This window comes from Ktedonobacter sp. SOSP1-52, assembly GCF_016587395.1.
On sequence record NZ_BNJH01000001.1, the window covers coordinates 584,584 to 610,390 of the forward strand.

16 protein-coding genes and 5 pseudogenes are annotated in these 25,807 nt (G+C 51.3%); 12 read left to right on the forward strand and 9 right to left on the reverse strand.

Annotated features, from left to right (window positions below):
- Positions 1 to 57: 57 nt before the first annotated feature.
- Entirely contained in the window at positions 58 to 1,185 is a 1,128-nt protein-coding gene (locus tag JMJ16_RS02570; RefSeq protein ID WP_201378152.1) for an RNA-guided endonuclease TnpB family protein, read from the reverse strand.
- Positions 1,186 to 1,258: 73 nt separating this feature from the next.
- On the opposite strand from JMJ16_RS02570, the gene JMJ16_RS02575 reads away from it, so the two are divergent.
- The 4 genes and pseudogenes from JMJ16_RS02575 to JMJ16_RS02590 all read left to right on the forward strand — a co-directional run bounded on the left by JMJ16_RS02575 (position 1,259) and on the right by JMJ16_RS02590 (position 5,523).
- Entirely contained in the window at positions 1,259 to 1,450 is a 192-nt protein-coding gene (locus JMJ16_RS02575) for a CopG family transcriptional regulator (RefSeq protein ID WP_201378153.1), read from the forward strand.
- A 312-nt stretch (positions 1,451 to 1,762) separates the two neighbouring features.
- Positions 1,763 to 2,377 carry an IS607 family transposase gene (locus JMJ16_RS02580; RefSeq protein ID WP_201378154.1) on the forward strand — a complete coding sequence of 205 codons (615 nt, stop codon included), beginning with the start codon at positions 1,763 to 1,765 and terminating at the stop codon, positions 2,375 to 2,377.
- Positions 2,349 to 3,609: pseudogene (locus JMJ16_RS02585) on the forward strand (RNA-guided endonuclease InsQ/TnpB family protein). Before JMJ16_RS02580 ends, JMJ16_RS02585 begins: the two are co-directional and overlap by 29 nt.
- Before the next feature lie 36 nt (positions 3,610 to 3,645).
- The gene (locus JMJ16_RS02590) at positions 3,646 to 5,523 is read left to right on the forward strand and encodes a beta-L-arabinofuranosidase domain-containing protein (protein ID WP_201378155.1); all 1,878 of its coding nucleotides are present in this window, start codon (positions 3,646 to 3,648) and stop codon (positions 5,521 to 5,523) included.
- A gap of 15 nt (positions 5,524 to 5,538) precedes the next feature.
- Here JMJ16_RS02590 and JMJ16_RS02595 read toward each other — a convergent pair.
- A pseudogene (locus JMJ16_RS02595) lies at positions 5,539 to 6,258 on the reverse strand (RNA-guided endonuclease InsQ/TnpB family protein); the annotation flags it as partial.
- Positions 6,259 to 6,728: 470 nt separating this feature from the next.
- Here JMJ16_RS02595 and JMJ16_RS02600 point away from each other — a divergent pair.
- Positions 6,729 to 8,110, forward strand: a pseudogene (locus JMJ16_RS02600) (MDR family MFS transporter).
- Positions 8,111 to 8,275: 165 nt separating this feature from the next.
- On the opposite strand, the gene JMJ16_RS02605 reads toward JMJ16_RS02600, so the two are convergent.
- From JMJ16_RS02605 to JMJ16_RS02630, 5 genes and pseudogenes are all read right to left on the reverse strand, one after another.
- On the reverse strand, positions 8,276 to 10,762 hold the full coding sequence (locus tag JMJ16_RS02605; RefSeq protein WP_201378157.1) for an ABC transporter substrate-binding protein: 2,487 nt from the start codon (positions 10,760 to 10,762) through the stop codon (positions 8,276 to 8,278).
- A gap of 520 nt (positions 10,763 to 11,282) precedes the next feature.
- A pseudogene (locus JMJ16_RS02610) lies at positions 11,283 to 12,128 on the reverse strand (IS66 family transposase).
- Positions 12,125 to 12,691, reverse strand: a complete 567-nt coding sequence (locus tag JMJ16_RS02620; RefSeq protein ID WP_201378161.1) for a DUF6444 domain-containing protein — start codon at positions 12,689 to 12,691, stop codon at positions 12,125 to 12,127. The pseudogene JMJ16_RS02610 and the gene JMJ16_RS02620 overlap by 4 nt, the downstream one beginning before the upstream one ends.
- Positions 12,681 to 12,881 carry a hypothetical protein gene (locus tag JMJ16_RS02625; RefSeq protein WP_201378163.1) on the reverse strand — a complete coding sequence of 67 codons (201 nt, stop codon included), beginning with the start codon at positions 12,879 to 12,881 and terminating at the stop codon, positions 12,681 to 12,683. Before JMJ16_RS02625 ends, JMJ16_RS02620 begins: the two co-directional genes overlap by 11 nt.
- A gap of 381 nt (positions 12,882 to 13,262) precedes the next feature.
- Positions 13,263 to 16,613: a lectin gene (locus tag JMJ16_RS02630; protein WP_201378165.1), complete on the reverse strand. Its 3,351-nt coding sequence runs from the start codon at positions 16,611 to 16,613 to the stop codon at positions 13,263 to 13,265.
- A 751-nt stretch (positions 16,614 to 17,364) separates the two neighbouring features.
- Here JMJ16_RS02630 and JMJ16_RS02635 point away from each other — a divergent pair.
- A complete protein-coding gene (locus JMJ16_RS02635; RefSeq protein WP_201377602.1) occupies positions 17,365 to 18,594 on the forward strand; it encodes an ISAs1 family transposase in 1,230 nt (409 codons plus the stop codon).
- Positions 18,595 to 18,676: 82 nt separating this feature from the next.
- Here the strand turns inward: JMJ16_RS02635 and tnpB are convergent, their stop codons facing one another.
- Both tnpB and JMJ16_RS02645 read right to left on the reverse strand, forming a co-directional pair.
- Positions 18,677 to 19,855: an IS200/IS605 family element RNA-guided endonuclease TnpB gene (gene tnpB, locus JMJ16_RS02640; protein ID WP_201378173.1), complete on the reverse strand. Its 1,179-nt coding sequence runs from the start codon at positions 19,853 to 19,855 to the stop codon at positions 18,677 to 18,679.
- A gap of 356 nt (positions 19,856 to 20,211) precedes the next feature.
- Positions 20,212 to 20,550 carry a hypothetical protein gene (locus JMJ16_RS02645; RefSeq protein ID WP_201378175.1) on the reverse strand — a complete coding sequence of 113 codons (339 nt, stop codon included), beginning with the start codon at positions 20,548 to 20,550 and terminating at the stop codon, positions 20,212 to 20,214.
- Here JMJ16_RS02645 and JMJ16_RS02650 point away from each other — a divergent pair.
- From JMJ16_RS02650 to JMJ16_RS02675, 6 genes and pseudogenes are all read left to right on the forward strand, one after another.
- Positions 20,530 to 20,829 carry a hypothetical protein gene (locus tag JMJ16_RS02650; RefSeq protein WP_236601531.1) on the forward strand — a complete coding sequence of 100 codons (300 nt, stop codon included), beginning with the start codon at positions 20,530 to 20,532 and terminating at the stop codon, positions 20,827 to 20,829. The two genes, JMJ16_RS02645 and JMJ16_RS02650, sit on opposite strands and share 21 nt — an antisense overlap.
- Before the next feature lie 224 nt (positions 20,830 to 21,053).
- On the forward strand, positions 21,054 to 21,293 hold the full coding sequence (locus tag JMJ16_RS02655; RefSeq protein ID WP_201378178.1) for a DUF2892 domain-containing protein: 240 nt from the start codon (positions 21,054 to 21,056) through the stop codon (positions 21,291 to 21,293).
- Positions 21,290 to 21,832, forward strand: a complete 543-nt coding sequence (locus JMJ16_RS02660) for an RNA polymerase sigma factor (RefSeq protein WP_201378180.1) — start codon at positions 21,290 to 21,292, stop codon at positions 21,830 to 21,832. The genes JMJ16_RS02655 and JMJ16_RS02660 overlap by 4 nt, the downstream gene beginning before the upstream one ends.
- 883 nt (positions 21,833 to 22,715) lie before the next feature.
- A pseudogene (locus JMJ16_RS02665) lies at positions 22,716 to 23,226 on the forward strand (IS6 family transposase); the annotation flags it as partial.
- Between the two features lie 172 nt (positions 23,227 to 23,398).
- On the forward strand, positions 23,399 to 24,721 hold the full coding sequence (locus tag JMJ16_RS02670) for an IS701 family transposase (protein ID WP_201378182.1): 1,323 nt from the start codon (positions 23,399 to 23,401) through the stop codon (positions 24,719 to 24,721).
- 878 nt (positions 24,722 to 25,599) lie between these two features.
- Entirely contained in the window at positions 25,600 to 25,803 is a 204-nt protein-coding gene (locus JMJ16_RS02675) for an NUDIX domain-containing protein (RefSeq protein ID WP_201378184.1), read from the forward strand.
- The last annotated feature ends 4 nt before the right edge of the window (positions 25,804 to 25,807 follow it).

The following is a 25,807-nucleotide window of genomic DNA, read 5'->3' on the forward strand; positions in this document are numbered from 1 at the left end:
GTGACTTGCTGATCCCATTGCTGAGAGGCAGTAGCGGCCTTCCTGTCCAGAAGCGTTTCATGCACTCACAGGTGCATCAGTTCCCGTATGCCCTACGGTACTGAGCGCTTTTTGCAAAATGTTTATTGCGGCGTTGTGGTCTCGATCCAGCACGACGCCGCACCCTGTGCATATGTGAGTTCGGACGCTCAAGCTCTTCTTGACCAGCGTGCTACAGGCTGAACAGTTCTGACTGGTGTAGTGTGGCGGAACAGCCACAACAGGGATACTATGCATTGCCGCATAGTATTTGACCCAGGCCAGAAATTGCCCCCATCCCGCATCGTGGATGCTCTTGGCCAGGTGTCTATTTCTGACCATATTGCGAATCTGCAAGTCTTCAAAGGCTATCAAATCGCTAGATGAGACCAACGCGTTTGCCTGCTTTCTGGCAAAATCTTCGCGCTGCCTTTGGACTTTCAAATGGCTTTTTGCAACGGCTTGACGGGCTTTCTTGCGATTCTTACCCTTCTTTTGTTTGCGAGAGAGACGACGTTGTAACCGCTTCAGGCGTTTTTCAGCCTTGCGGTAGTGACGTGGATTTTCGACAGTTACGCCCTCAGAATCGGTAGAGAATGCCTTTAACCCAACGTCAATTCCTACCTGATTGCCAGTAGGGACATGCTCAATATGTCGTTCTGCCTGTATGGCAATTTGACAATAGTAGCCATCGGCACGCCGGATAAGACGAACACGCTTGATAGCAGGGATGGGGCGGGTCGCAAGATCACGGCTGCCGATCAATCGCAATCGACCAATCCCACAGCCATCAGTGAACGTGATGTGCTTGCCATCAGGCTCAAGCTTCCAGCCCGTTTGTTTGTACTCCACGCTTCGATTATCATGTTGAAAACGAGGATAGCCCTTCTTGCCGGGCTTATGGCTCTTACAGTTGTCATAGAAGCGAGCAATGGCAGACCATGCACGATCAGCAGCTACTTGTCGCGCCTGAGAATTAAGAGAAAAAGCAAAGGGGGACTCTTTGGCAAGAATGGCACAATAACATTGCAAATCATTCTTGTTTGCATGGTCATCCATCCAAAGACGCAAGCATTTATTCCGAATAAATTGCACAATACGAATAGCTTCATCAATAGCTGCGTATTGTGCTTTGGTGCCATCGCACTTGTATTCATAAATGAGCATTACGCCCTTGCTCCTTTCCTCTTGCTGCGCTATAGTATACATCAAAATTTTGGTGTATGCAAGAGATGAAAGAATGAAACGTACAAACATTTATCTGAATGAAAAACAACACAAAAAATTACATGAGCAAGCTGAGAAAGAGGGTGTTCCAGTTGCGGAATTAGTACGACGTGCGGTCGATGTTTTTCTTATGTGGTATGATCCAACCTATCAACCCACACCACCCACACCCCAAACAAGGAAGAGCCATTCATCCCCGCCTTAAAAGAGCGGGGCTTTCTGGCTCGTTTACTGTAAGAAGTGTCTCTCGTGCCTATCGCGCTCATAGAGAAGAGGAGACATCGTACCTTTTCAACATACGATGTCTCTTCTTTCAACTCGTTCTACACAGCTCGATTTCCAGGCCCTTTCCAGGCGCACTGATAAGAGAAGGGCGAAAAGGGGTGAACAATGGCCGAGAAGACACTTGAGCCTGGACAGCCTGAGATTAATCCTATAGATCCTTGTCGTTGTTTTTAGAGAGAGGAGGTTATGAAACAGTTTTGATATAAGCACTAAATTGTGTTAAAATGTGTTTATGAAGAACACATACAATATCCAGGCATTCGGAAAACTTATTGGCAAGTCCACCAAAACGCTCCAAAAATGGGACCGTGAAGGCAAATTAGTTGCTCACCGTTCTCCACAATCAAACAGGCGTTACTATACGCACGATCAATACCTTGAGTATCGCGGGTTGAAAGCGCCAGAACAGGGTCTCACCATCGCTTACTCACGTGTCTCTGGGATTGCTCACAAGCCTGATTTGCTTCATCAAACACAAGCGTTAGAAGCCTATTGTCACCAGCATTCGCTCAAGGTCGATGAATGGATGTCAGATATTGGTAGTGGACTCAACTATAAACGCAAACAATTCAATCGTCTCATGGAGATGGTGGAGCTTGGTCAGGTACGGCGCATTGTTCTTGCCCATCGGGATCGGCTAGTTCGCTTTGGTTATGAATACTTTGAAGTGTTTTGCGAGCGACACCATACCGAACTCGTGGTCATCAATGGCGAAAACCTTTCTCCTGAACAAGAGCTTGTGCGAGATTTGATTGCTATCGTGACCGTCTTTTCGGCCCGGCTTCACGGATTGCGCTCCTACAAGAAAGCAATACAAGATGCTGCTTTGCAAAAAGATCAAGATTGACGTGAGCGAGCAGGATGCCGCTACGCTTGAGTTCATGCAAAGCAAGTGTAGAGGGCTGTACAACTGGTGGGTGATGCGGCTCAGAGAGGGCGAGAAGTGGGATCTCTACGAAGCTAAACGAAGCTTGCAAGAGAGCAAACAGCATGATCCTGAGCTCGTTCAGGTCTATGGGAAACTGCTGCAAGAGGTCTACTACCGCCTTCATGGTGCGATGAAAGCCTTCTATCGCAGAGTCAAAGCAGGAGAGACGCCAGGATTCCCGCGAGTACGCCCACGTCACTGCTTTTTCACGCTCTGCTATCCTGCAATGTATCTCAAGATTGAAGGCGATACGCTCATTCTGCCTACTGGTGGTGGAGGCAAACATGGTGCAAAGGTGTATCCCAACATTGTTGCACGCCTCACAGAAGCGCCCCCAGAGGGCTTTCGAGAAGTGGCGATCAGTCGCGATGGCAGAGGCAACTACTCTGCCTCATTTGTCAGAGAGCGCAACGAGAAACGACACGAAACAGAAGGAACGGTTGCTTTTGATCTCGGCATCAAGACCCTGGCAACAGGCGTCAATGAGCAAGGCAGAGTCTATACCATTGGCGGCTTCAAGGGGGCACGTTGGCACAACAAACAACTGGATAAGATTCGTTCCAAGCGTGACAAGTGCAAAAAGAAATCACGTCGATATCTTCACTTAAGCAAGATCTACAAGCGCGTTTCCCAGAAAAAACGCAATAAACAACAGGATAGTCTTCATAAAGCGTCACACTTGATAGCCCACAAACTGGTTGAGAGAACCGTTGTGGTTGGGGACCTTTCCCAAAGACAAATGGTCACGAAAGAGCATCGAGAGCGCAACAAACACCTCAATCGTGCAGTATTCAATGAGTGGGGCTTGTACACTTTCATTCAAATGCTCACCTACAAAAGCCAATTGTACGGGAAGGACCTTCACTTTTTAGATGAGCGCAATACCTCCAAGCAGTGTAGTGGCTGTGGGAATCTGCAAGCCATGCCACTGTGGAAGAGAACGTATTGTTGCGTCGAATGTGGACTCGTTATGGATCGCGATGAGAATAGTGCGCACAATATCCTGACGAGGTTTTTTTGCTCGGCAAGAGCCACACACTCAGGCTCGTCCTGAGTGCGGTGTGCTGCATGCGACCCAAAGCGGCGTAGAAGTCAAAGTGGCTTCCTGTAAGGGGCAAGTGCAGCAATTGAATCTATTTGAGGGTGTGTAAGCACTTTTGAGTAGATTTAGAAAGGCAGCAAGAACCATGCAGCAAAACAGGAAGAAGCTGGTCAGAGCCACCTTCGATCCTCTTCCACCAGGCCATATTCGTCCAGCTGGGTGGCTGTTACGTCAGTTGCAGATCCAGGCCGAAGGGTTGACCGGGCACCTCGACGAATTCTGGCCTGATATTGCAAACAGTGGCTGGATTGGTGGAACAGCAGATGCATGGGAGAGAGGTCCCTATTGGCTTGATGGTCTGGTTCCTTTAGCCTTTCTTCTCGACAATCAACATCTGAAGGCCAAGGCTCACTATTGGATAACGTATATTCTAGATCACCAACATGAAGATGGATGGATCGGTCCTCTGCAAGAGAACAAGGATGGATATGAACATGATCCATGGCCCGTATCGGTAGTACTCAAAGCCATGACCCAGTATCAGGAGGCCACAGGAGATTCGCGAATCATCCCAGCTCTGGTACGCTTCTTTCAGAGGTTGCAAGAACTGCTTGCGCTGCAATCACTGAAGGCATGGGCTCGGATGCGGAGTGCCGATCTTGTTTTATCTCTGTACTGGCTGTATGAGCGAAGAGAAGAGGATTGGCTTCTTGCGTTAATACAGACTGTTCAACAACAAAGCTATGATTGGATAGAGCATTTTGAGCATTTTCTCTATACAGAGAGGCAGGATACCTGGGAACATGAAAATCATGGGGTCAACACAAGTATGGCCTTGAAGCAACCGGCTGTGTGGTATCGCCTCTCGCAACAGCAACAGCACCGCCAAGCCATACAAACAATCATTGAGACGCTCGATACCTATCATGGACAAGTCACTGGAGTATTCTCGGCAGATGAAAACCTTGCTGGAAAGAATCCCTCACAGGGGACAGAATTATGTGTTGTCGTCGAATACTTGTTTTCGTTAGAAGTGCTTCTGGCTATTCTGGGGGAGATCTCTCTGGCTGATCGTTGGGAAAGAATCGCTTTCAATGCTCTTCCTGCGACGTTCAAACCAGATATGTGGGCACATCAATATGATCAACAAGTAAACCAGGTAATTTGTGCAATTGACGAGGATAAGATCTATACAACGAATGGGGCGGATGCAAACATTTTTGGCCTGGAACCACACTTTGGGTGCTGTACGGCCAATATGCATCAGGGCTGGCCGAAGTTTGCGACGCATTTATGGATGAGAACCCAGGACGAAGGACTGGCAGCACTGACCTATGCTCCCTGTACCATTGCCACTCAGGTGTTAGGAATACCAATGCAGATTCAAGTGGATTCGAACTATCCTTTTAGTGAAACAGTACACATTGTCGTCTCTACTGAATGTCCGATACGTTTCCCCCTTCTTTTACGTGTTCCAACCTGGGCTGAAGGTGCTCATATTATTCTGGAGGATGGTAGGCAAGAGCCAATGCAACCTGGCACCTATTATCGCGTTGAACAAGAATGGCATCGGCCCGCTCTCATTTGTCTGCACCTTCCTATGCAGATACACGCACAAACGCGCTATCATGCCAGTGTCTCGGTTGAGCGAGGCCCTCTCGTCTATGCTCTGAAAATAGAAGAAGAATGGAAGCAGATTCGAGGCGAGCCTCCACATGCTGATTGGGAGGTCCATCCAAAAGGACCTTGGAACTATGCACTCAAGATGGATAGGGCACATCCAGAGCATTCCTGCCACGCAGTCTTTCATTCACCAGGCGCAGTCCCTTTCTCTCCAGAAGGAGCCTCTGTGCATCTGAGGGTAAAGGGGAGGCGAATCCCTTCTTGGACGCTTGAACACAATGCCGCCGGTCCGCTCCCTGTTTCTCCAGTCTCATCAGCGCAGCCCGTTGAGGATCTCACACTGATCCCCTATGGTTGTACGAACTTGCGTGTGACGGAATTTCCAATACTTGATGAATAGTCCATATAGAAGATAATAATGCAGTCGTGCCACCTGTCGGCGAGCTTTCTCTCGATTTTTTGAGCCGCGCGTGCGACGATGGAGCCGCTTGTTCGCCTGACGAAGTTTCTTGAGTGCCGTTTTGAGGAAGGCTTGGTTCTCGTATCCCTCGCCGGTACTCAAGGTCGCCAGTCGGTTCAGTCCCACATCGATGCCACAGGCAGCTGGTTTCTTTGCCGGGATCGTATCCGGGAGTTCGATCTGAATCGAGACAAACCACCAGTCTGCCGTTTTGGTAATGCGCGCGCCTGTTACTTTGCCCACAAAGCGCAACGTCTCTGCCATATTCACCCAGCCGAGTTTGGGTACCCAGATCCGATGGTCCCCAAGCTCGAATTGATCATTGGCCAGATAAAAGCTCAGTTTGCTTTTCTTCTTGCTCTTGAATGTGGGCCGACCGGTCTTTTTTCCCTGTTTCAAGCCGTCAAAATACGCGGCCCAAGCTTTTGCCAGATCGAGGAACGGCTGATCGGAGGCATTCTTGGTGACCTCCCAGGTCCAGGGGTACTCTTGCCGTCGGATCTGGTTGAATTGCTTCTTTAATTTCAAGGCCGTTGGGTTCTCGCCCGCTTGATACTGCCGGTTCCACTCCGCCAGTGCCCAGTTCCATGTAAAACGAGCAACACCTACAGCTCTGACAAAATAGCCTTTCTGCTCTTCTGTGGGATGCAGGCGTATCTTATGCGCGCGAATCATTGCCCACCGCTCCTGATAGATGTCAAAACCTCGTATTGCTTCTAGCATAGAACGTTTTTTCGCATCTGTCTAGGAGAAGGTACTTTATGAGCATCTTGCCACGCTTTGCCTACATTCTCCTCTCTTTTTGAGAACTGTTGAAAACTCTTTTCTTGAATGTAGCAGATCAGCTTATTTCTTGCAACACAACTGGAATAAGTTCATCAGCAGGACTGTTAGCAGTTATAGCAGGATAGAGTAAATTCAACAGTATTCCTCTCTATCTAAACGAGGTGCGTCTGCATGCAACCATTGTTCTTTGCTCAAACTGGCGACACTTTTAAGCTGACATCATTCTAGCATGCATTGTATTGTATAAAAAATCATATGGATGTCTATTTCCCTGGAGGATTCCTTTCATGCACCGGTTTCGTCTCAATCCGAAGGTAAGTGTAAGCATTGTTTTCGTCGCGGCATTATTTATGAGCATTATGGACGGAACAATCGTTACGGTGGCCTTACCTTCACTGAGTAAACAGTTTCATATGGCAGGCACATCTATTAATATTGTAATGGTAGTGTATATCGTAAGTTTATCAGTTATTATTCCTGTATCAGGGTGGATGGGGGATCGCTGGGGAACAAAACAGATTTTTTTGTCGGCCCTGGCGCTTTTCAGCCTGGCCTCCGCGCTCTGTGGCCTGGCTTGGAATATTGAGACACTGGTGACCTTTCGGGCTTTACAGGGACTGGCAGGGGAGCACTCCTACCAGTCGGCACAGCCATTCTCTATCGCACATTTCCACCATCGGAACGGATTCGTCTGTCAAGCATCCTGATGATTCCAACGGTTCTTGCACCAGCCACCGGTCCAGTGATCGGCGGCTTCTTTGTAGATCAATTATCATGGCGCTGGATCTTCTATGTGAATATTCCCTTTGGGATCGCGGCAACGATCTTTGGCCTGCTCTACCTGCAAGAGCATCGACAGGCTGCCGATGAACGCTTCGATCTGCCCGGCTTTGTGCTGGCTGGCGTCGGTCTGGCTCTGACGATGTATGCATTAAGTGAAGGGGCATCCTTTGGCTGGACCTCTCCGAGCATTCTGAGTAGCGCCATCATCGGCCTGCTCTTACTGGCCGCCTTCGTGATCGTTGAACTATGCACGCCAACGCCAATGATTGACCTGCGACTGTTCGGCAATCATATCTTTCGCACCTGTACGCTGGTCGGCTTATTCGGTAGCGCGGGCTTTCTGGGCGTTCTTTTTGTGGCCCCGCTCTATTTACAGGAGGGACGCGGCATATCGGCGCTCCTTTCTGGTCTGACAACTTTCCCTGAATCGATAGGTGTAGTTGCGTCAATGCAGATTGTTTCGCGCCTCTACGGACGTATCGGTCCGCGCCGCCTGACGATCGGGGGGTTGCTCTGGGCTACCGGGATGATGGTGTTTATGTGTTTCGTGGATGGCAACACGAGTCTTTGGCTGATCCGCATCCTGCTGTTTTTAATGGGTGGAGGCATGGCCTATATGTTTCTCTCCATGCAAACGGCGGCCTTCGCCACGATCACGCCCGCACAGATGGGCAGAGCAACAGCCGTCTACAATGTGCTCTGGCAACTGGGGTCGGCCCTTGGGATTGCGGTAATGAGTACAGTGCTCAGCATCGTCGGACTCTCACGCCCCGGAACGCAGGGCATCCCGGTCCCCAATCTGTCCGCCTATCAGATTGCCTTTGCCATCGCCGCTGTGCTTGTCCTCATCGGCGTGGGCATTACCCTCCAGGTACGCGATAAAGATGCAGAGGCGACGATGAGACGTGAAATCTCTGGCCAGGAGGAACTCTCAGAAGTACCAATGCCGGTGCTGTAATGCGTGCGTTTCTCTGCCTCGGTTCTCTATACGCAATCGTTCGACACGAACTGTGAGGCTCTGATAAAGGTAAAATTTATCAGGGTCTCTTCTATGCCAGGAACGTAGGCTATACTGTTACATTGACACTCCCCTGGATTTATTCAGGGGAGTGTCAAGTTATTATTAGCGGAATGTACCGATGACATGCTGCAATTGGATGATATTGCGATTGTTGCTTGACGCGACTTGTAAGACAACCATTGCTTTATCAATCGGGTTCCCTCGATTATCGAACAGAATGCGTCCACTTACGCCCTGAAATGCCGGAGTTGTACCCTTTCCCAGGGAGGCTAGGGCATCACGGGTGGCCTGGCCTGTTACCTCTCCATGGATTAGCGAGACGGCTCTGGCAATAACCTGAATAGCATCAGTTGCGAGCATCGAATCATTTCCGGGTGGGGGAGCGTTATTGTTTGCCACTCCCGAACTGCTATAGAAATTGTTCCAATCGCTGAAGAAGGCTGGTTGCTCTTTCTTGGGGATACCTTGAAGATCCCATTCGTCTGGAGCGCAATAAGCCGTAAAGATCAGGTGCCGCATATCTTGTGGAAACTCTGTAGCGATCTGGGCATCCGGCCCATTTCCCTGCCCTATAACGAGGTTTGTATCTACGCCATCACCACCTAAAATATTGAGATTGGCAAGGACTGTATTGTTTGGGGCTATTCTTATCTCATTACCGAGGGCATGTGCCAGGCGTATCCCATCAATGCTGTATCCCGCAATGAAAATAAGATTGGCTTCATGAGTCTGAGCATCGGTGATTATCTTCTGAAAATCAGTGACAGTTGATGTCGATTCCTTGAAATAGTCGCCTGGACTGTTAATTACCTGTATACCAAGTTTTGTCGCGCTGGCACTAAATGCATCGGCTAATGACACACTATAAGGGTCGGTGGAGTCGCGTGAAACGAGGATTGTTTTGGCATGCAATTGTTGTGCTGCCGTTTTAGCCAGCAGGTTCCCTTCTATGTCATCAGGAGGATCTATGCGGAAGAAATAGGGACTGCTACCACTCAGTTTTACACTGGAGGCAGGTGATACTATCGGTAATTGTGTGGAAGTAATAATGTCAAGCGCGTTGATGGTCTGGGAGCTAAAGGGCCAGCCTTCTACGCTAACGATGTGGTCTGGATTTCCAGCCTTACTAACGCGGTTCGCAACAAATTGTGCCACCGTCGCTACATCCGCCCGGTGTGCTCCACAACTATCAAGCAGAATGCGCAATTTCAGCCCATGGCCAAGCAATCCGTATTTGTTGATCTCGTACTGGGCAATAAAGGCACCTTGCGTGTCGGGCCTGGCCCGTAGTAAGTCGTCAGCGCTCTCATCAAACGCGATGCCGAGCACAATTGTGACATAGGGCGAATTACTCTGGAGCACGTGCAGATTTTCGTTATAGATCTGGACCTCTCCATCCGTTGGATCTGCTGAAACTGCCTGAGAGAAGAAGTTAACTGCGTTCGCCAGATCATTGTGCTGTAGTGCCTGGGCTGCTTGCTGTTTTAACGCAACATCATTGCGACCTGGATAGGTGTCAAAGACGAAGCGACCATCACTGATGCCGATTCCTTGCTTTGTGAACGTTTGCTGCTCTAATGCCATCTCATCGCGCCAGGCTGCCTGCTGGGCACTTTTCATTTGTGCTGTTTGGTTGGCGCTATTAAGAATGGGTAGCAGGAGTGTAAGGAGAAGGGCAAGAACAGCGCCTACCCCTAATAAGGCGAACACGATATTGCGTCGACTTATTCGTGGCGAAGGTTTGCCCTCAAGTGGAAAAGGCCTGTTAAGCTGAGGAAGCTCTGAAACGGGAGGGTAGGATGCAATCAGGTTTCTAAGATCCTGTAACATATCGGAGGGGGTTGCGTAACGTTGAGGGACTGAGAGGCGCAATCCTTTGGAAAGTGTAGCTTCCATACCCAAGGTGACTACAGGGTTCAGGCGGCGGGCGGGAGGATAAAAATGGATCAAGCGTTCCCTGGGATCAAAACCTGTAACCGCATGGTGTAATGTCGCGGCAAGTGAGTAAAGGTCTGATGATGGCTTGATATCGCCTCGTACCTGCTCTGGAGCCGTGTAACCTGATGAGATACTGTCCTTAGTAAGCGGTTTTAGTGGAAACAAGGGGATATAAATAAGGGATACCTGATGTGTCGATGGGTTGACAATAACCGTCTCTGGGCTGATGGCACCATGTATTACTGGCGGCCGCTGGCTGGCGAAAACCTCTAACATTTGGCACACTTGTCGTCCATATTCCGCAATATCGCGTTCCGGTATTGCTCCACCCTGCCGTTGCATCAGAGACGCAAGGCTTTCTCCTGTGGGATAGGGTAGAACGATATAATAGGATTTGTATTCATTAAATACCTCAACAACAGTTGGGAAACCTGGATATTGAGATAACTGTGTCAAACGGAGCACAATGGCCTTGATAGCTTGCCACGCCTCTGCCTCTGTTTTATCGGGGAATGCCATTCGATAGAGGAGGACACGGTTTCGTGCGGAACGCGTATCAGTTGCAGACCACGCGACCCCTTGTTGATTCTTGGGGAGGGCAACCTCTTCTATCAGACGATAACGTCCTTTGTGCAGTACATCACCACGCATCAAAGTAAATTCACCTGATTCTATCGGGGGCACCGGTTTCATATGGATAGATCGAAGTTGCCTATTACCTGAAGAGGTTGATTCCTGATGATATCCACAACGTGGACAGGTGCCATTCTGGTCATTTCCAGTAAAGGCGCAGCGTGGACAACGCATAACTTCCTCCCAATTCCGCTCTCTTATGAAGAAAGCGTGTAGGCCAATCATATAAATAAAGCCGAAAGATCTCATAGGAAAAGGAGGAGCATAGAGTTGCAGGTACCAGCACACAGAAGGCCCCTGGCTTTTCCTTTTGTTACCCTCCCTATAAGCCTGCGCATAAAATAGGTGGTGGCTATGGCTTGTTAGCGAAAACTTCGTTTAATTGATAAAAGTATGCATAAAAGATACAGAAATGTCTATCTAATAGAAAAAATACCTATGTAAAAATATGTATTTTTTATATATCTTAGGGTTATTTGTATCTTGAGTATGCACCAAGCGGCTTAAACCGGTTCTTCATTTTTGTAACCATTCAGGTTCATGAGAAGGAAGGAAAGACGGGGTGACCAGCACAGGCCATTTCCAGAGCCGTGAGAGCATGCATCCCTTGTTTGCGCAGCGTTGAAATGTAGCCACGAATGCGACAAAAGGCCTGGACGCCAACGAGGCTACGGAAACAGCCCGAGACTTTTTGTTGCACCTTGAGCATACGGATATCACGTTCCGCCTGTGAGTTGTCAAAAGGGACGCGAAAGTCTGACAAGAAGCGTAAGACGGCATCTTGTTGCGTGCTGAGGCGCTCGAGCAGATTGCGAGCCGCAGACTGCTTGGTCTTGCCTCGTTTTTTCTCTTGAGAGGGTGGCGCTTTGGGGTTGGCCTCCTTGCCTTGGCGCACGATCTCCTGGTAGTGCTTGAGCAACTGCTCAAAGAGAGGAGGGTCAAGACAGGCATGACCAGTGGCTTTGGCTTGCTGCACATGCGCATTCATACTCACGAGCACGTCAATGCGCCCTTTGGCCCAGGTTTGCTGGTGGTGCCCGGCCAGGAAGGTGAGTTCTCGCAGGTGATGCACGTTGCAGAGGGCATGCCAGCAGAGATAGCCCTGGTCGCTTTTCAAGCCATCATGCACGCTCACCCCTTTGAAGGCTGGCAGGATGCCGATGTCGTCCATGGCTTCTCTGCCTCGTTTGGGATGAGAAGCCTAGTGGGTGAGGGTTGAGGTGCAACTCACGTGGACCTAGTGGCGTTTTCCCATGACCTAGCTGCCGCTCTCATCAGAATGAAGCACCTCTGCCTTTTGCAGAGCGGTTTTGATCGCTTCTTCCACGGGCAGCAGATGGCGTGCACAGCGTTGGATGAGGTCTTGTAAGGTTCCTGGACTCATACTGTGTCCAAAGAGATCGTGGAGCAGTTCACACGTGCGTTCATGGGGAAGCAGATGCTGCTACACCAGATACACTGCGCTGGCGGCAAAGGTCGAGCCATATTGCACTGAGGCCTTGACGTCTTGAGGAAAGAAAGCGCTACTGAGCTGATGACAGGCCGGACAGCGTTTGCTTTCACACTGATGCTCAATGATATGCACACGCTTAGGAGGCAGATCGATGACCTGGCGCGGACCAGACTCAGAGGGGCAGAGGCACGCAAATCGGCATGACAATGTTCACAGGTGAGCACCGGGTGAACCATGATCTCATCGGGATCGGCAGACTGAAAGAGTGTGTTGCCTTCATGACCTGCTTGCCCTCCAGGTTTCTTCCCACTGCTCTTGCGTAAGCTCTTGGGCTGGCGCACAAAGCGGTCGGAAGACGGTGGCAAGTGGCTATTACGGCTCGTTTTGGCAACTTGGCCTTGCAAGTGTTGAACCTGCTCTTGTAAGAGCACAACCATCTCGCGTAGAGCTTGATTCTCTTGTTCGATGCGTTGCCAATCTTCTTCAGTTCTCATACCGTTCCTCTACCTGATTCTTGCCTTTTTGGCAAGCTTCTCGCTGACCTGAATGGTTACGCATTGTAAATTCCGTCAGCGGGCCTTTATAGAGTAGAGGAAGCTGATAATTGCGCACACGCGAGACGGGCAAGCGACTAAGCCAGGCCACATGGAATGCGTTGTTGGACTCGTCAAAAATCAGTTGCATATTCAGCGCGCCTGCTAATTCCTCGGCATTGCTTCGGTCATTGGCTTCTTGAAGGGCTCCATATCAGGATTCTGGTCACGCAGGATCTGCGCAATCAAAGGAATCCTTTCCTCTCCTCCATAAAAGATGTTATAGGTGATAATTCTCATTCTATCCCCACTGCCATTCTAAACCTACTCAAATGTGTTTATACACACTCAAACAGGTTCAATTGCTGTACTTGGCCCTCACAGGAAGTCCCCATGACTTCTACGCTCCTTTGGGTCCAGGCATTTCCTTTTGCCTTCCGAGGTAACGTTGTTTGCCTCAATCGTACCTAACCTGTGGGAGATTGCGGGAAATATCGAAGCGTATTTCCCACAATCTCTACACTACAAAGGATCAGGAGATGGCCAGAGCAAAGACATGCAGAGCTCCCTGATTGTTCGGGCCAGTCAGCGTGACACTAGCCACGGTCTTGCTCGTGTCGAGCGAGATCGGCGCGCTCCCGAAGAGGTACGTCGTTGTCTGGTCAGGCGAGCCACCAGAGTCGCGATATGACATCTTGGCGGCAATCACGTTATTAAATGCGATCGGCTCAGACCCGGCGCCAAGCGTCCAATCGGAGAAGCCTAATTGGGCAGTCTGTGTGCTCCCATCGGTATAGGTGATGGTCACAATCCCCTGAGTATCACCATTCGTCGCGCTCCCCAGGAAGGCGAGTTGAGAAGCACCTGCTTTGGTACCGGGCAATTGAAGAGTCTGACCATGCACCTCGATGTTATCATAGCTTCCCGCTGAAACGTTAGGCCAGGTATAGCTCGTGCCGTTCACGCTCACCGTTGCGCCCGGGTTAAAGCCAGCCTGGGCTAACTGTTGAGCAGAGTAGCTATAGCCAACCCCATCGTAGTCGGCGGAGCCCGGATTACTGTCGTCACCAATACCGATATTGTTGAAGTACGGAAGCAGGCTACCTGGCTTCGCTACGACTACCGGCAGGCTGATCGACGGCAATTTCTGGCCATTGCCAGTTTGCGTCGAGAAGGTGATGCTGTAATAGCCCTCCGCCAGGCTAGAGGAAGCCGCAACCGTGAAGGACTGGCTACCGGACCCTCTGCCCGGGACAGCAAAACTGTCAGAGGCGGGTAGTACGCTCAGCCCTGAGGGAGCCGCAGCGCTCCAACTGATGGTCGTCCCATTTCCATCAACATTCTGCCCCAGGATGCTGATCTGCGTATTACCACCAGGAGTTACGACAGCGCGGCCAGGTTTGAAGGAGACGAAGGTTCCCACTTCTCCATACTGGTACGATGGCGGTGCATCATTGGCGTTGGAGCCCCAGGATGGGTTCGGCATGCTGGACATGGTATAGTCGAGCGTGCCGCTCTTCGTAATGAAATCGGGCGCTAGCCAGGGCTTTGTACTCACCTGGCCATTCACTTTTAAACTCTGCACATAGTATGTGTCCGCCGAGGCACCCTGCGCGGTAATCTGGATGGTCTGGCCACTCTCCCGAGACACAGTCATGCTCGGGAAGAGCGGGCTTGCCAGTACCAGGTTCGCCGTTCCAGGGGTCTCAGGAAACATGCCCAGAGCAGCCCAGACGTACCAGGCCGACATCGTCCCCAGGTCATCGTTCCCTGCTATCCCCTGAGGACCTGGATACCAGAGTGTATTTTCGATGTCACGCACGACCTTCTGAGTCTTATATGGGGCGCCCGCGTAATCATACTCCCAGGGCGTCTCGATTGTTGGTTCATTTCCCAGGAAAGAGTATGGAGAATTCGGGCCGCCATTGAGCTGGGTAAAGAATGTGTCGAGCCGCTGCTGGACAGTGGCATTGCCACCCAGCGCGTCGAAAAGACCGCGCAGGTTGAACGGCACCATCCAGTTGTACTGCGCGCCATCACCCTCAACCCAACCAGTTCCGCTGGTTGGGTCATACGAACCGGGGAAGGAGCCATCAAGCAGGCGAGGCTCCAGGTAACCATCCGCGGGATTATACAGGTTCGTCCACCCCTGCGCACGCGAGACAAATTTCTGGTAATTGGCATTGTCACCCAATGCCTGGGCGAACGCGCCGATAGAGAAGTCCGCCGTGTTATACTCCAACGTAGTTGACGCCGGGCCATAGAAGTTACAACAACTATTGTTCCCGTTGAGAGGCACATAGCCCAGGCTCTGCAAGTAATTCAGGTCTGGGCGCACATTATTGGTTTGTGTGGCCTCTTTGATCATTGCGGATAAAGCGGTCTTGGTATCGAAGTTCTTCCCGCCAAACGCATAGATATCCGCGATGATAGCATCGGCGGGATCGCCAACCATCACATATGTCTCGCCGTTCGCCGCCGTCCACTTCGGCAGCTGACCGCTCTGCGTATACTCGTTGACCATCGACTGAGCGATATCGCTGGCCTCCTTAGGTGCCAGGAAGGCAAGAAGCTGGGCCTCGGAACGATAAATATCCCAACCCGAATAGTTCGCGTACTGCGCATGACCTTTCGCAACGCTATGGATACGTCCATCAAAGCCAATGTATTGACCATTCACGTCAGAAAAGACGTTTGGCTGCAAGTACACATGGTACAGCGCCGAGTAAAAGGTTGTCAGTTGGGTCGACGTGCCGCCACCAGCCTTGAGTCTACCCAGCCAGCTGTTCCAGGTTTGATCACTCTGTTGTGAGATAGTAGTGAAGTTGCCCGTCTTATTTTCCTGGTTGACGTTCGCCTGGGCATTGCTCACACTCACGAAGGAGAGGCCAACCTTGACGCTGATAGCATTGTTTGCACTCGTGTTGAACGTGACAAAAGCGCCGGAACCGGGGCCTGAGACCGTCGTATCAGGATGCGCCTGAGCGCTCTTCATCACTGATGGTGGCACCTTCTGCCCATTCTTCACCTGTGCCTGCGCATCATGGACCTTACGCACGGCTGGGGCAACCGGTGTACGCCCACCCGTCGATGTGGAAGCGCCAGGGGTCACGATAGCATCATGCCAGGTACCAATTGAGGCAAAGGACTGGCTAAACTTCGCCCAGAAGTAGACGCGATAGACATCATTGGCACCGCAGAAGTAGCCACTGGTTGCCCATCCGGAGATGGTGTCTTTCCCAATATCTACTTGAGCGTCATTAACGCCATTGATCGAACCCGAGACGTTAACCAGCATGGTCGCGGGCTGGCCCTGTGGGTAGGTGAAGCGCCCCGCACCACTGCGCTGCGTCGCCGTCAATTCAGTAGTCACTCCATTGTCAAGTTTGACTCGATAGTAGCCAGCATAGGCCGTCTCATTCGCATGTGAGAAGGTTGAATAATACTGGGAGGGATTGCTGGCTGGCGAGGTCGTGACCGTGCCGACATAGGGCATGAACGGGATATCGCTATAGGTGCTACAACCTGCACCATTCAAATGTGTGAGGCTAAAACCCTTGATCCGATTGTCGGGATACCAGTAACCACCAGAATTGTAGATCGCGGTGTCAGGACTCCACTGGACCATACCAAAGGGGACGTCCGCGCCAGGAAAGGTATCACCACCACCGTACGGTGCCCCTGGTTGCACGCCCGTCCCCGTGAACGGGTTGACATATTTAGCAAGATCTGTCGTCGACGAGGATGAATAATAGGAGCGCTCCACATTCGTACTGGCAGCCTTAGCACTCACGGCTGGTAAGAAGAGGGCCTCCGCGAGGAGTATGACTATCACTACCATACTGATAGTCAGAGGGAACCTGTTGCTTCGGACACGCATCATGCTGATCCTCCTTGTTTCAGCAACTACACACTTGCGAGCCGTGGGGAAGAATGGACTGGAATGGCTTTTATAGAGGCGTGGCGAGAAAACCACGAGGTCTTCAGCCTCGTGGATGAATCGCCGGACCGCCCCTTGTTCTTGTGAGCAAGAGACGATCCATTGACTCAAAAAACGCTGCCCGAAGGCAGGTGATGCGTATCCCTTCGCTGTGACCACCAAGGGAATCCGGCTTCATCTCGACAAGGTTCAAAAGGCTTTTTGCACCTGGATCACCGGACCTTTCCTCAGTCCTCCTTAAACCCAGGCGACAGAGCAGCGGTCTGATGCGTCAACCGCAGGTGTCCTGACCTCTTCGAACGTAGCGCCCATTTCTGGGGCTGAGTCTGGTGAACTCAGGCTTCTTGCGAAGCTACTGAACTGGGTCTTCAGTGATTCCCGAAGAAGCCACTGCGTCTTCAGCTCAGTGGTAGTTCACTCAGGTTACACTGCTAGCCACAGTGATCGTCTATTGTCATAAGAGAAGAATTAAAGCACATCCCGATATCCTCTCTTCCTTCAGGGCACGTCATCCTTTACGTGCAATAGCTTTTTCCACCATCAATAGACTTAGAAGTAACGGTACCATAAATGTGCAAAATAATCAAGAGTGGCTAAGCATGCACAGGGCTTTCCAATTCTCACAAAGGAGGTGAAAAAGAAGAGTTTTCCTTGTAGAATACAAAACCAAATCACATCTCAAGGAAAACTCTGCATGGACTATACCACATTCATGCTCGCAAAACGAGCCGAACACGACCCAGAAACGCTTCCCGTCAATTCGTTGTACCAGAGCTTGCGAGCCCTCTCAGATACGAGACGAAAACAAGGAAAACGATACGAATTGGCCTTGGTTCTTTCTCTGCTTGTGCTTGCCAAACTAGCAGGGCAAAAGACCCTGAGTGCAGCAACCGAGTGGGTTCGTCATCATCGAGTGCCTTTAGCACAGCGCTTTGGGCTCTCCCGCCAGCAGATGCCATGCCAGATGACCTATTGCAATGTCCTTGCCAGAGTAGACAGCAAGCATCTCGATGAGCTTCTTTCTGCCTTTTTCACCCGTTGGGAAGCCCAGGCCCGGTGTGGAGAGGAACCCAGTCGCCTGCTGACGCCAGGCATCCAAGCCAAACATGCTCAGGTCGCTGTTGATGGCAAAGCCCTGCGGGCCACAAGCAAAGAGGCTCACCCGGTTCATCAACTCAGTTGCTATGAGGTGCAGACTGGCACCGTGCTTTGGCATTGCAATGTGCAAGACAAGGAAAATGAGATCAGTGCCCTCAAGCCCTTATTTGCACCTTCATGGGTGCGTGGGCGCATTCTCACCCTTGATGCTATGCATACTCAACGGCAACTGTGCGCGCAGGTCCTTCGTTTGAGTGGAGACTACATCTTGATTGCCAAGGACAATCAGCCAACGCTGCGAGAGGATATTGTTGCCTTCTTTGAGGATCCTTCTCCTGATCGACGGCGCTGGAAGCAGGCAGAAACCTGGAACAAAGGGCATGGGCGCTTGGAACATCGCCAAATTCTTTGTAGCCCTGATCTTAACGACTGGTTTAGCAAAGATTGGGAGGGCATCGAGCAAGTCTTTCGGCTGGAAAGAACCACGCGCATTCTCAAGTCGGGAAAGATCCGTCACGAGGTGGTCTATGGGTTGAGCAGTCTCTCGATATACCAAGCGCCTCCCACATGCATGCTTGAACTTATCAGAGCCCATTGGGCCGTTGAAAATTGCCTCCATCATCGACGTGATGTGACCTTAGGCGAAGATGGTTGTCAAACGCGTACAGGAGTGGTTCCCAGTCTGCTGGCCCAGCTCAATAGCACCGTCTTGAGTCTCATGGATCGCGTGGGGGTCCGCAATGTCGCTCGCCAGATGCGCTACTTTGATGCCCATATTGATCAAGCTCTTGATCTCGTTCTTACTGGACAATGTGTGGTTTATTAGAATTGGAAAGCCCTGTAAGCATGCAAAGCTACTTTCTTAGGTTGACATCCTCCCCACGGCTCAAGCCGGGGGATTCCTCGAGTCACCTCGAGGGCTTCCTGCTTCGCGGAGTCTTGCCCGAACGAGACAACACCCGTCCAGGTCTTACGGACTCTCCACAGGCAAGGACGGCTAGCCCAGCCGCCACAATATTCTTGGCTGCGTTGATATCACGGTCATGGTGGACGCCACACGCTGGGCAGGTCCACTGACGAACATCAAGCGGTAAGGAGTCGAGCACATGACCACACTCGAAACAGCGCTTACTGGAGGGATACCATTTGTCAATCTTGACAATATCTCGACCATACCAGTCGGCCTTGTATTCGAGTTGGGACACGAACTCGGACCAGCCCACATCACTGATCGCTTTGCTGAGCTTCCCATTCTTGACCATGTTCTTGACAGCCAACGACTCGACACACACCACTTGGTTCTCGCGTATGAGTCGGGTCGAGAGTTTGTGTAGAAAGTCACGGCGGCGATCAGCGATACGGGCATGAAAACGAGCCACTTTGAGACGTGCCTTGTCTCGATTCTTCGAGCCTTTTTTCTTTTTGGCGTGGCGGCGTTGGGCTTTGGCCAGTTTCTTTTCATCCTTGTGAAAGAATTTGGGATTGCCCACGACTTCGCCAGTCGAGAGGCCCACAAAGGACTTCAAGCCAAGATCAGCACCAAGGGCATTCTCATTGGAAGGCAAATGTGCAATCTCGTCTTCCACCAGAATGCTGATGAAGTATCGTCCAGCGCCGTCTTTGGAGATGGTCACACTCGAAGGGGCTGCGCCATCGGGCAGGGGACGCGACCAAACGATCTCGAGGGGTTCACTCATCTTGGCGAGGGTGAGACGTCCATCACGCCAGGTAAAGGCATTGGCTGCGTAGGTAGCAGATTGCTTGTGTCGCTTTTTGTGGAAGGTGGGGTACTTGGCACGGCCTTCAAAGAAGTTGAGAAACGCTTTGTCCAGGTGGCGAAGAGCTTGCTGCAATGGTACGCTCGAAACGTCATTGAGCCACGTTGTGTCCTCTTGCTTTTTCAGCTCGGTCAGCATTGTGCTCAATTCTTTGTAGTAGAGGCGTTGCTGCTCGTTATAATAGGCATCCGACTTCTTGCGCAGTGCCCAGTTGTAGACGAAACGACAACACCCAAAGGTGTGAGCAAGCATCTGCTGTTGTTCTGGTGTGGGGTACACCCGATACCGAAAAGCGCGTTTCTGTCTCATATCTTATATTATAGAAGAAAAGGTGTAAAAAATCAACCATTCCCAACCCACCCCAAACAAGGAACGCGCCATTCATCCCCATGTCTAAAGAACAGGGGTCTTCTGGCGCGCTTTTGATAACGTTTTATCCTCGTTTGTGCTGGTATCTTTTGCAGCACCCTGTTGTCCGCCTTCAGGAAGCGATGTCCCTTGGTACAATTTAAAGCTCCTCCTTTCTCAGACAGAGTAAAGTCATAGGTATTGTCAACTTAAAAATTATCTTGATGAGTTTTCCCCACCAAACCTTCGATTAGGGTCTTTCAGAGGGCATCCCTTTGAACAATGTTTGAGTTGGCTCCCCACTTTCATACTGAATCTCATGCAATTAACGCTGGCTTAAACGCATTTTTGGTGATGAGGGGAGGAATATCTGAACAGCAAAGCGTGTTAAAAGGGGCAAAAAGAGAAAATTGCTGGTGGAGGAAGCTTTGACAGAGAACCACACACCTCTTTGGGCGCACAATGACACCGCCGTGTCGTCCCACGGCTTGAGCTTCAATATTGAAGCTAGCATTGTGATCTCGCGCGATGACCAAGCCGCGAACCTCACACATTAATCTCCACGCAATCCCGAGCCGCCCTTGCGCATCGTGCTCGTGCTGGATAATCTGGCGGGACATCTCTCTTATGACTTGGTGAGGTGGTTCTTCGATCATGGAGTGATGCCACTTTACACGCCGATCGGCGGTTCTTGGCTGAATATGGCCGAGTCGGTGCAACGCATCATCGTGCGTCGGGCGCTCTCCGGACAGCACCCCAAAGATGCTCAACAGGTTATCGACTGGTTGGAGCAAACGGTAGCAGGTTGGAATGCCGATCCCACGCCCTTTGTGTGGAACGGCAAGCGACGTCGGCGTCGGGAACGGGCGCGCTTGCGCCGACTGGGGGGATCGGCGGCAGCAGTGGTCAAAGGCTACTCAATTGCGAGTTGCTAGCTGAGGCGATCTAGCAGAAGATCTTCAGAAGGCCACGAGGAGCCTGCTGAGCCCAGGGCTCAGCAGGCTCCTCGTGGCCTTCTCTTACGGCTGAAGCTTTACTTGTCAGAGAGATTTTCCGAGGAATCTCCAGGAGACGAATCCTTTCATCCTTTTTCGGTCTCTTACTAGAAAGAGAACGATCTGAAGCAAGGAAACGTTCAGAGTTACAAAGGAGAATCAACATGGTCTATGTGAAAAATGTCCCCACGTTCGAGCGGATAGTGCGTGTCCTGCTAGGTATTGGCCTAGCGGTGTGTGCTGGGTGGGTATACCTTCAACTCAAGCATGATGCATTGGCTGTACTACTCGCCCTGGTGTTGCTTGTCTCAGCCCTCTTTGTGGTTGCGACTGGCTTCTTCGGATGGTGCCCAGCCTGTGCCCTGGTTGGACGCAAGCTCAAGTCAAGTCAGCGCCCATCATGAATTCATCACCTGACGCCCAACTGATAACAGATGCAATAGGCGGTGATCCCGTAGCGATAGAACAACTGCTGGACAGGTATCATCCGTCTGTGACTCGTTTTGCGCGCAAGTTCTGCGCCACTCCTGAGGATGTCGAAGATGCCGTGCAAGAAACCCTCTGGATTGCGGCTCAACGAATCGGCACCTTGCGCGTCGCATCGGCGTTTACCTCCTGGCTGTTCGAGGTGGTACGCCATCAATGTTTGAGATTACTCAGACTGACGCAGCCAACAAACTCCATGGATGCAAGACTGGAGATTCTGCCATCTGTGGAGAACCCTGAACGCCAGATCATGTTGCGCCATGATCTAGCCAGAGCAATCGCCGTTCTGCCCCCATCACAGATGCATGTCTTTCTTTTGCGCGATCTTGAAGGGAGATCAGCGGGAGAGGTTGCCGCCACGCTCGGTTTGACCGTTATGAGCGTCAAGAGCCGCCTGCATCGTGCCCGTGTCACCTTGCGCCAGACTCTCCAGCAGTGGCATGAAGAGGGATGCTGACGCCTACAGCTTATCTGGAATGGCAAGCGCCGCAGATGACGGGAACGTGTTCGTCTGCGGCAGCCAGGAGGATCTTGAGCGGCTTTACTAAACGCAGGTTAATTGTCAGTTGACCCACTAGCTGCGTCCCGCTCCGATTTTTGCTAGACGAAGGACGAACCACATGTGGCGACATGACCAGCGTGTGATGTGAGCGAATACAACCGATGGCATGTTCTTCCGGCCCTTTGAGATGGGAAAATACCAAATTTTGGTAATTCTATAAATAATAGAATTCATTGTTCAAACAGATGACGTTCTCTTGAAGAGGGCTTTGGCTTGCTCGTAGATCCATGATGTTCCCAGGAGGCAGGAGGACACTCTCGCACCATGTCATGCGTTTTCCCAGCACACACATCCCTCTTCCGTCGAAAGGCGCAGTTTCCCCCAGAAAAGCAAGGGTCAGTTCAGTACTTCCGAAGCCACTTGCAGGTGCCCTGAGGCTCCATGCAGAGCGAGATGAAGGCAATGAGATGCTCCGTTCTCTCGAACAACTCCCTATTTGTCTGTTTATTCTTCCATCGGAAGAGACCTGCGTCACACAGGCCCAGAACACAGGGTACTTCTGCCTTCACATCGTGTGCAGCCAGGGAGCAACGCTACCACCTGGCGCATGGGCAGTGCCAGAATACCAGAGTGAATGGAGAGGCTCAACATCCACTCGGGTACTCCTTCTTCTGCACTGCGGTTCTCACGCAAGAGAACAATACGTCCAATGGTAGTACGAGTGAGAGAGGTGTATAGTTACATAACGTGCTTCTTGCCTGTCGTCTTGCAAGGATAACATAGAATACTCCTGAGTTCGTCGCGTCATGCTTTTGCGGTGCTTTTCAAGCCAACAAACGTCTGTCAGTGGTGCTACAAATTTGGGCAAATGTACGCCATTGAGCTGAAAGCATCTCCTCGTCAGGCCGGGAGATACGTGGCATCTGGATGAGGTGTTTCTCACCATCAATGAGAAGCGAAACTATTTGTGGCGGGCCGTCGATCAACATGGTAACGTTCTTGATATTCTTGTCCAGAGCCGACGAAACAAACAAGCAGCCAAGAAATTCTTTCGCAAACTGCTCAAAGGACTGGAATATGTGCCGAGAGTTATCATCACCGATAAGTTGGCAAGCTATGCCGCCGCCAGGAACGAAATCATGCCTTATGTCGAGCATCGCCAACACAAAGGCCTCAACAATCGAGCGGAGAACTCCCATCAATCAACGCGACAACGAGAGCGGGCAATGCGGCGTTTCACATCACCGTGCCATGCCTAACGGTTCCTCTCGGCCTTGGGCCCCATCTCTGACCATTTCCGACCGAGAAAACATCGTCTTAGCGCTTCAAACTATTGTGCCCTTCTGTAGGAGCGCTTTGAGATCTGGAACGATATTACCACTGGAAACAAGGAGGCATGACACGTTCACTTTCTCCAGCTCTTGCTTGTCTTGTTTTTCCTTCATATCCCTCTTTTGTCAGGGAGGGATAGATTGAAAGGAGAAGGAGAAAAGGTATCGGAGCAGAAAGAGGAGATGGGAGATGACGTTAGCAAGACAAGCAGCCCCCACAGTAGCCTTTGTCGACGAGTATTGCACATGCTATGAGGATGTCTTTCCCGATGTGCGCAGTTTTGAGCACTTCAAATATATCCATCTGGGACTCTTGTCGGAGATCAAGCGCAAGACATTGCCAGCCATCGCCAGAGTCTGTGGAGAGGTTGATGCTCAGGCGCTCCATCATTTTGTCGCCAATGGTCTCTGGGATGTGCAAGAGGTGCGAAGCAGACGACTCCAGTTGTTACGGCAGGCTCTTGCTGGCCGATCCTTCGTGCTCTGTATTGATGAGACAGGCGACAAGAAAAAAGGGAAGACAACCGATTATGTGGCCTCGCAATACATCCGCAACCTGGGCAAAATCGAGAATGGCATCGTCTCGGTCAATGCCTATGGCGTTCTCGATCAGATGACCTTTCCGTTGCTCTTTCGCGTGTTCAAGCCTGATAAGCGCCTCAAGGGAGAGGAGCAGTACAAGACCAAACCCGAGTTGGCGGTCGAGATCATCGAGGAACTGCAAGCCTGGGGCTTTCAGTTTGATGTCGTGTTGGCAGACAGCTTGTATGGCGAGAGTACCCAGTTTGTGCGGGAACTGGAAAAGCGACACCTCACCTACGTCCTGGCCATTCGTGATGATCATGGCATGTGGCTCCCACCTGGTCAGCGCATCCGTTATAGTACCTGGCGTACCTTCGAGCGGACCTTTTCCAACGGGAAGTCGCAAACCCGCTTCATCCGTGAGGTGATCTATGGCCAACGCTTGAGCGTCCGTTTCTATTTGCTCACGACCGATCCCAAGACGATGCCGGCTCAAAGCACGTCGTATGTGATGACCAATTTGCAAGGGAACCTGCGAAAAACGCTTGGCGACACCTATGGGTTGCGGACCTGGATCGAGTATAGCTTCAAGCAGACGAAGAATGAACTGGGCTGGGCGGATTACCGGGTAACCGATTACGCCTCGATCGAGCGCTGGTGGGAGCTGGTGTGCTGCGCCTACCTGGGCGTTCGCCTGTACAGTCCTGTCTTCCACCCCCAAACGGGTGAATGGCTTGAGCCGCTTCCTCAAGCAAGTTCCCAAGCGCCTGCTCCAGAGGCTGCATCTGACCGCTTCTCCGAGCATGTCTGGTGGGATAAGAAGCAGGGATGGAAGAACCTGCTGAACAACCTGAGGCTCATTCTCCAACCCTACGTCTTCTCCTCCCTCATTTTGCCCTGGCTGATGGTCTTCGATATCCCTGATCTCCACTCCGGCTTTGCCGCACTTGTTTCCATCACGAACGATTTTCACGCCTCCCTCCCCTTCTGACAGAAGAAAATGCCCTGAAACCTCAATGATGTTTGCCCTGAAATACGCATACTTGCCTCGAATCGTGCATACTGGGACAAAGTTTCCTGGGAAAGCCGCTCCCCCTTTGAGGCATCAGCGTGGAATGGTGGAAATATATTGCTCGCAATGGTTGAAGTGTGGGTCATAGATCTGTTTGACCGGACGAGGGACACCGACCGATATGATGGGTTACACAGAGTGAAAGTATCCCTTGCGAGAAAACGGTCGATTGTGAGAATCTTCTTCGCCACTGCTGTCCACAGAGCATGTCGCACCAGAGGGCCACGCGGATCGCGCAGCTGACGCCCGGATGTGAGCAAGATCGAAGAAGTTTTTTCACGACGAAGCTGGTAGAATAGGTGTATACGTGCAAATGGGAGTTGCATCTCGCCGTCTTTGCCTGCCGGAGTCGTCTGGACACGCCTGGTGCGCGCCCATTGGTTTCTAGGAGGATCATCATGCCAACTCGTGTATCTTGGTAGGAGAATCGCCACAGCGTCCGCAGGAGCGCAATGAGCAGCAAGGATGCTTCGCTGTACGTTCGAGGTGCCCCTCCTGGACCTGCAGGCAACAGAGGAGGGCACCGACGATACGCCAGATGCACAGCCAAGCGGCACAAAGCCAGCAGATGCAATGTGTTGACGAGGGTGAGGGCATCAATATGCAAGGCTGGACCCAACCGAGCTTGCGCTCTATGATATGCTGGCGGGGCCACGGGTGCCGCTTGGTTGATGATCGTAGGTATCATAAGCTGATCTCCTGGAGGCAGGAGCAAGCCTCGTTTCGGATTAGCTTATCCTACTCGGTCAAGTTAGGAAGCACCCTCATCTAAAATATAGACAGAAAGAGCATACAAAATGGAGCAAAAGATTCGGGATCACCATATTGCCGTGGTGCTTGTAATAGATCAGCAGGACCAGCTGTTGATGCAGCACCGCGATGGCGCTGCATATGCGTGGCCGCACAAATGGGGCCTGCCGGGAGGCGGGATTGAGCCGGGCGAAACCCCGGAAGAAACGGCCCGCAGGGAGCTGGAAGAGGAGGTTATGAAACAGTTCTGATATA

What these genes read in the sequence shown, in the direction of transcription:
- JMJ16_RS02570 (WP_201378152.1), bottom strand. Translation starts at nt 1,185, where the DNA reads ATGCTCATTTATGAATACAAGTGCGATGGCACCAAAGCACAATACGCA.
- JMJ16_RS02575 (WP_201378153.1), top strand. Translation starts at nt 1,259, where the DNA reads ATGAAACGTACAAACATTTATCTGAATGAAAAACAACACAAAAAATTA.
- JMJ16_RS02580 (WP_201378154.1), top strand. Translation starts at nt 1,763, where the DNA reads ATGAAGAACACATACAATATCCAGGCATTCGGAAAACTTATTGGCAAG.
- JMJ16_RS02590 (WP_201378155.1), top strand. Translation starts at nt 3,646, where the DNA reads ATGCAGCAAAACAGGAAGAAGCTGGTCAGAGCCACCTTCGATCCTCTT.
- JMJ16_RS02605 (WP_201378157.1), bottom strand. Translation starts at nt 10,762, where the DNA reads ATGCGTGGTGATGTACTGCACAAAGGACGTTATCGTCTGATAGAAGAG.
- JMJ16_RS02620 (WP_201378161.1), bottom strand. Translation starts at nt 12,691, where the DNA reads ATGAGAACTGAAGAAGATTGGCAACGCATCGAACAAGAGAATCAAGCT.
- JMJ16_RS02625 (WP_201378163.1), bottom strand. Translation starts at nt 12,881, where the DNA reads ATGCAACTGATTTTTGACGAGTCCAACAACGCATTCCATGTGGCCTGG.
- JMJ16_RS02630 (WP_201378165.1), bottom strand. Translation starts at nt 16,613, where the DNA reads ATGATGCGTGTCCGAAGCAACAGGTTCCCTCTGACTATCAGTATGGTA.
- JMJ16_RS02635 (WP_201377602.1), top strand. Translation starts at nt 17,365, where the DNA reads ATGGACTATACCACATTCATGCTCGCAAAACGAGCCGAACACGACCCA.
- tnpB (WP_201378173.1), bottom strand. Translation starts at nt 19,855, where the DNA reads ATGAGACAGAAACGCGCTTTTCGGTATCGGGTGTACCCCACACCAGAA.
- JMJ16_RS02645 (WP_201378175.1), bottom strand. Translation starts at nt 20,550, where the DNA reads ATGATCGAAGAACCACCTCACCAAGTCATAAGAGAGATGTCCCGCCAG.
- JMJ16_RS02655 (WP_201378178.1), top strand. Translation starts at nt 21,054, where the DNA reads ATGGTCTATGTGAAAAATGTCCCCACGTTCGAGCGGATAGTGCGTGTC.
- JMJ16_RS02660 (WP_201378180.1), top strand. Translation starts at nt 21,290, where the DNA reads ATGAATTCATCACCTGACGCCCAACTGATAACAGATGCAATAGGCGGT.
- JMJ16_RS02670 (WP_201378182.1), top strand. Translation starts at nt 23,399, where the DNA reads ATGACGTTAGCAAGACAAGCAGCCCCCACAGTAGCCTTTGTCGACGAG.
- JMJ16_RS02675 (WP_201378184.1), top strand. Translation starts at nt 25,600, where the DNA reads ATGGAGCAAAAGATTCGGGATCACCATATTGCCGTGGTGCTTGTAATA.